The sequence below is a fragment of the Desulfobulbaceae bacterium genome (genome assembly GCA_013792005.1).
Lineage (GTDB): Bacteria > Desulfobacterota > Desulfobulbia > Desulfobulbales > VMSU01 > VMSU01.
The window spans coordinates 1-4,812 of sequence record VMSU01000020.1; the positions used below are offsets into that span (position 1 = coordinate 1).

Sequence of the window (4,812 nt, forward strand, 5' to 3'; positions counted from 1 at the left end):
CTCGCAAAAAGTCCGGGGATGGCTAAGCAGGTAAGTGAGCCTGCGAAACTCCGAAAGGTGCGATATACAAGGCGCGGGGTGTGTTTCGGAGTCTCACTCCGTTCGCTTACCTGTGAGTGAGGCCATACATAAGGTATGCCGAACGAGCAAAACCGCCACGCAATTCAGTTCAATCCCCGCTGGTGTTGGACGGGGACGCAGTAGATCGGACTTTTTGCGACGCCATCATGATTACGTAATGGGTGAAACCTTTATGGCTTGATAAGTCTGTTGTATAGGACCACTATTTTTTCAAAAGTCTCTTTACTGGCAGGTCATTGAGTTCATCTTTGGCGTGAAAGACCAGTACGAAATTCTGTGCCAGAACGTCAGTAAGCTTTTCCGAGTTCTCTTCTTTTGGCAGGGTAACCCGTATTGCCACCTGTTTTATCCCTTTGTCGTCAGCATCTTCGTATGAAGTCAATATACTAATAATTCGAGCATTGTTTTCACGAAGGACCCTGACAATTTCAGTCACTGCTCCTGCTGTATCCGGAAGAGTAAAGACATATTGAATCGCACCATGTTTAATGCCGGTGGCATGAATAAATCCCGATAATACATCTGTTTCGCTGAGAATTCCGCTCAAGTGGCCTGTGTCGTCAAGCACCGGGATACCAGAAATCTTATTTTCCAGCATGATCATGGCCGCTTTTTCTAAGGAGTCGCTCTCTTTCATCGTTATCGGATTCTTGGTCATCACATCCTTGACCTTCATTTCTGATAACAGATAATATAATTCGTGAATATCAAGTGAGGTGGTTTTGGAAGGCGAGGCGTCCTTGGCATCACGATCGGTAATGATGCCTAATAATTTACCATGGGACACTACGGGTAGTTTTCGAATATTGTTTTCTTTCATGATCTTGCCTACTTGCAGCAGTGAAGTGTTTTCATCAACCGTCAAGACATCTGTTACCATCCAATCCTTAATTAACATCGTTTTCTCCAAAAAGTTGTAAGTATGCTAATGAACGTTTTACTTCACCCTGAACCGCCAAAATCCCTTCCAGCAGAGTTATTATTCCTCTAACACTTCTACCTTGATGGCGCAGAGTTTGTATTCCGGCGTTCTTGACAGGCGATCCAGGGCATCCAGGGTAAGAAAATTAACCGGGGTCTCTGCATAGTTATAGGTAGTGAAGATGGTGCCCTCCTGACTGCGCTCGGTGATGGTGGTTCGCATCTCTACTGAGCCGCGGCGAGAACTGATTCTGATCCGACTTCCTTGGCGGATACCCATACGTTCGGCATCGGTAGGATTGACCTCGGCTAGGCACTCCGGGGCGATGGTGTCGATCTCGGGGGTTTTGCCGGTCATGGAACTGAAGTTGTAACGGGAGTATTCGCGACCGGTGGTGAACAGCATCGGGTATGTCTCATCGGCCGGTTCTCGTGGTGGAATGTAGTCTTCCGGCACGAATAGGCCTCGACCGCGGGTGAATTTTTCGGTATGAAGCACCGGGGTTCCCGGATGATCTTCCGTAGGCACCGGCCACTGAAGCCCCTCTTGATCAATTCGTCCATAGGTGATGCCGGCATACTGTGGCAGCAGCTTGCGTATTTCTTCGAAAACTTCCTCTGCGGATTCATACCCCATCTCGTAGCCCATTTTCTGTGAAAGCTCGCAGAAAATCTGCCAATCAGGCTTTGCTTGTCCCGGAGGCTCTACTGCCTTGCGCACCCGCTGTACCCGCCGTTCAGTACATGTGAAGGTGCCATCTTTTTCAGCGAAACAGGCAGCGGGCAGGACTACGTCAGCCATCTTGGCTGTCTCAGTGAGGAAGATGTCCTGCACTACCAGGAAATCGACTTCTTTTAATGCCTCCTGCACATGGCCGATATTAGCGTCGGCTAAGGCAGGATCCTCGCCGAAGACGTAAAGCCCGCGGATATCGCCCTTGAAGATGTTCTCCCATACCTCGGTGGCCGGCTTGCCGGGCCGCCGGGGCAACTTAACCTTCCAGAGTTTCTCGTACTGGTCGAATAGCTCTTCGTTGCTGAGGCCGCCATACCCCGGCAGGGTATTGAAGAGTGCGCCCATGTCGCAGGCGCCTTGGACGTTGTTTTGGCCGCGGAGAGGATTACAACCGCCACCTTCGACACCGACCTTGCCACATAACATGGAGAGGTTGGCGATGGATTTTACCCGGTCGGTTCCGGTGGTGTAATGGGTGATACCCATGCCGTGGTAGATGGCGTGACGACCTGGTGCGGCAAACATCCGGGCACACCGGTGCAGATCCTCTTCTGAGAGTCCGGTAAGTTCGCTGGTATATGCCGGGGTGTACTTCTCTATCAACTTTTGTAATTCGTCAAAGTCTTCGGTCCGTTCCTCGACGAATTTTTTATCCCAGAGATCCTCTTTGAGGATGATGTTCATGACGCCATTTAAGAAGGCAACGTCTGTGCCCGGCAGGATGCGCAGCCAGAGGTCGGCCCGTTCTGCCAGTTTAGTTTTGCGGGGATCGACCACGATGAGCTTGGCCCCTCGGTCAAGCGCCTGATGGATGCGCAGTCCGATGGTCGGGTGGCTGGTATCAGGGTTTGAGCCAATCATCAGGAAGAGGTCGGTTATTTGGGTATCTGCAAGGGAGTTGGTCATCGCGCCGCTGCCGAAGGTGATGGCCAGACTGGCCACCGTGGGAGCGTGTCAGAGTCGAGCGCAGTGATCGATGTTGTTGGTGCCGATCGCTGCGCGCATAAATTTTTGCATCAAAAAGTTTTCTTCGTTGGTGGCCCGGGCACATGAAAAACCGGCAATGGAGTCTGGTCCGTACATTGTTTTGAGGTCAGAGAACCGTTTGGCTGTGTAGCTGAGGGCTTCTTCCCAGGAGGCCTCAACGAGTTGGTCGCCTCGACGGATGAGCGGTTTAGTCAAACGCTCCTTGTGGTGGACGAAATTGAAGCCGAAGCGGCCTTTGACGCAGAGTGCGCCGAAGTTTGGAGCTAGGGTAGGGTCTGCTCCCACATCAAGGATGGTGTTTCCTTTGACTCGCAGTAGGATCTGGCACCCTGCGCCGCAGTAAGGGCAGGTCGTGCGGACCTCGCGGATCTTCTCATTGGTGACCGGGACAATCTGGTCTTTTTTATTGAGCGCACCAGTGGAGCAGTGGTCAATGCACTTACCGCAGGAAATGCAGTTATCGTTGAATGCCAGAGTGATTCCCATGGCCTGGCCTTTTTCGTCAAGGCTGGTGGTTGCAAGATCAAGGGCTGAGTATTCACAGGAGTTCGTGCAGCGCTGGCAATAAATACATTTATTCAGATCGACCACGATAGTCGGGTGGTTCATATCCTTGGCATAGAGCGGCTTGTTGCCCATGCCCGTCTTGTTGGGATCTATGCCAAGGTCGATGGCGATGCGTTTGAGGTCGCAACGGTCAAAGGCGGTGCAGCCGCAGGAGAGGCAGCGTTTTGATTCGGTCAATGACATTTGCTCTGAAAATCCGAGACTGACTTCGTTGAAGTCCTGGACGCTGATTTCAGGAGGACGATCAGGCATCTTTTCTCGTAGCTTGATATGGATGCCGTCGAAGTTGCGGAGATCAACATCGTCAAACCCCTTGCCGCGGGTGAAGTTGAAGCGGCTTTCGTTGGCGTCCCGAGCTACGCCGGTGAGTTGGCTATGGATGTTTTCGGCTGCGCGGCGGGCTCCAACCACGGCCTGGATGACTGAACGGGGACCGCTGGTAGCGTCACCGGACGCATAAATATTCTGGTGGTTGGTCAGGGAGGTGCGTGGGTTGACTTTGATGTTGTTTTTTGGTGTCATCTCCAGAGTCTGTTCCAGAGCGCCGCCGCTGAATTTTTCGGCGCTTGCCGCTTGGCCCACAGCCGAAATAACGGTATCGACATGGAGTCGGATAGTGGAGCCGGGAATTTCTTCCAGGCTGCGGATGCCTTTTTGGTCTGGTTCACTGAGCTTGGTTCGGATCAGTTCTATTTCAAGACCGTCGACCGATGCTGTGATCTGCACCTGTTTGGCCATGAGCAGAAACTGTACGCCCTCTCGTTCTGCTTCGCGGATACTTCTTTGGTTGGCCGCCATTTCGGTCTGAGCCCGTGGGTAGATGACTGTGACCTCATCAACTCCGGCGCGTAGCAGAGAACGGGCAGATTCCATGGCGATGTTGTTGCCGCCAAACACGGCGGTCCGTTTGCCGTAGTTGCCGGGGTGACCCTCATTAATATCACGGAGTATCTTGGTGGCTGGAATCACCTGGGGGAGGTTGGCTCCGGGGATATTAAGCGGATCGTCAACGCCGGCGCCGACGGTGATGAGGATCGCTTCAAAACCGCGATCTTGGAGATCCTGCAGGGTGAAATCTGTCCCCCAGCGTTGTTTGGTGCACACTGAAATGCCCATGTGCAGGATGGTGTTGATCTCGTAGTCCAGGACGTTGTCGGGAATTTTGTATTTCGGTACCCCGTAACGCAGCATGCCTCCAAGTTTTGGTGCGGCCTCGAAGACCGTAACATCATGACCGTTCTGGGAAAGGTAATAGGCGCCGGTGAGTCCCGACGGCCCTCCTCCGATGATTGCAACCTTTTTGCCGGTTGCGGCTTGGCGTGGAATTTTTAAGTCGATCTTGTTGGTCATGCACCAGTCGGCGACAAAGCGCTTCAGGTGATTGACCGAGACTGCTTCGTCAACCAGGATGCGGCGGCAGCGGGTTTCGCAGAAGCGTGGGCAGATTCGACCCACGGAGAAGGGGAAAGGGTTGCGCTCCATAATGACCCGCATAGCTTCTTCATACTGACCCTTGGCCA

Annotated in this window: 3 protein-coding genes; all 3 read right to left on the reverse strand. The window is 52.7% G+C overall.

All coding sequences use genetic code 11. The annotated features are described in order from the left end of the window. Window positions 1–283 precede the first annotated feature (283 nt). Window positions 284–979, reverse strand: a complete 696-nt coding sequence (locus FP815_00975) for a CBS domain-containing protein (protein ID MBA3013514.1) — start codon at window positions 977–979, stop codon at window positions 284–286. Between the two features lie 81 nt (window positions 980–1,060). After that, on the reverse strand, window positions 1,061–2,680 hold the full coding sequence (locus FP815_00980; GenBank protein ID MBA3013515.1) for a molybdopterin-dependent oxidoreductase: 1,620 nt from the start codon (window positions 2,678–2,680) through the stop codon (window positions 1,061–1,063). A 12-nt stretch (window positions 2,681–2,692) separates the two neighbouring features. Further along, window positions 2,693–4,812: FAD-dependent oxidoreductase (locus tag FP815_00985; GenBank protein MBA3013516.1), on the reverse strand; the 2,120-nt coding region annotated here is incomplete at its 5' end.

Bases quoted from the DNA above. Each gene is read 5' to 3' on its own strand.
- FP815_00975 (MBA3013514.1), bottom strand. From the start codon at position 979: ATGTTAATTAAGGATTGGATGGTAACAGATGTCTTGACGGTTGATGAA.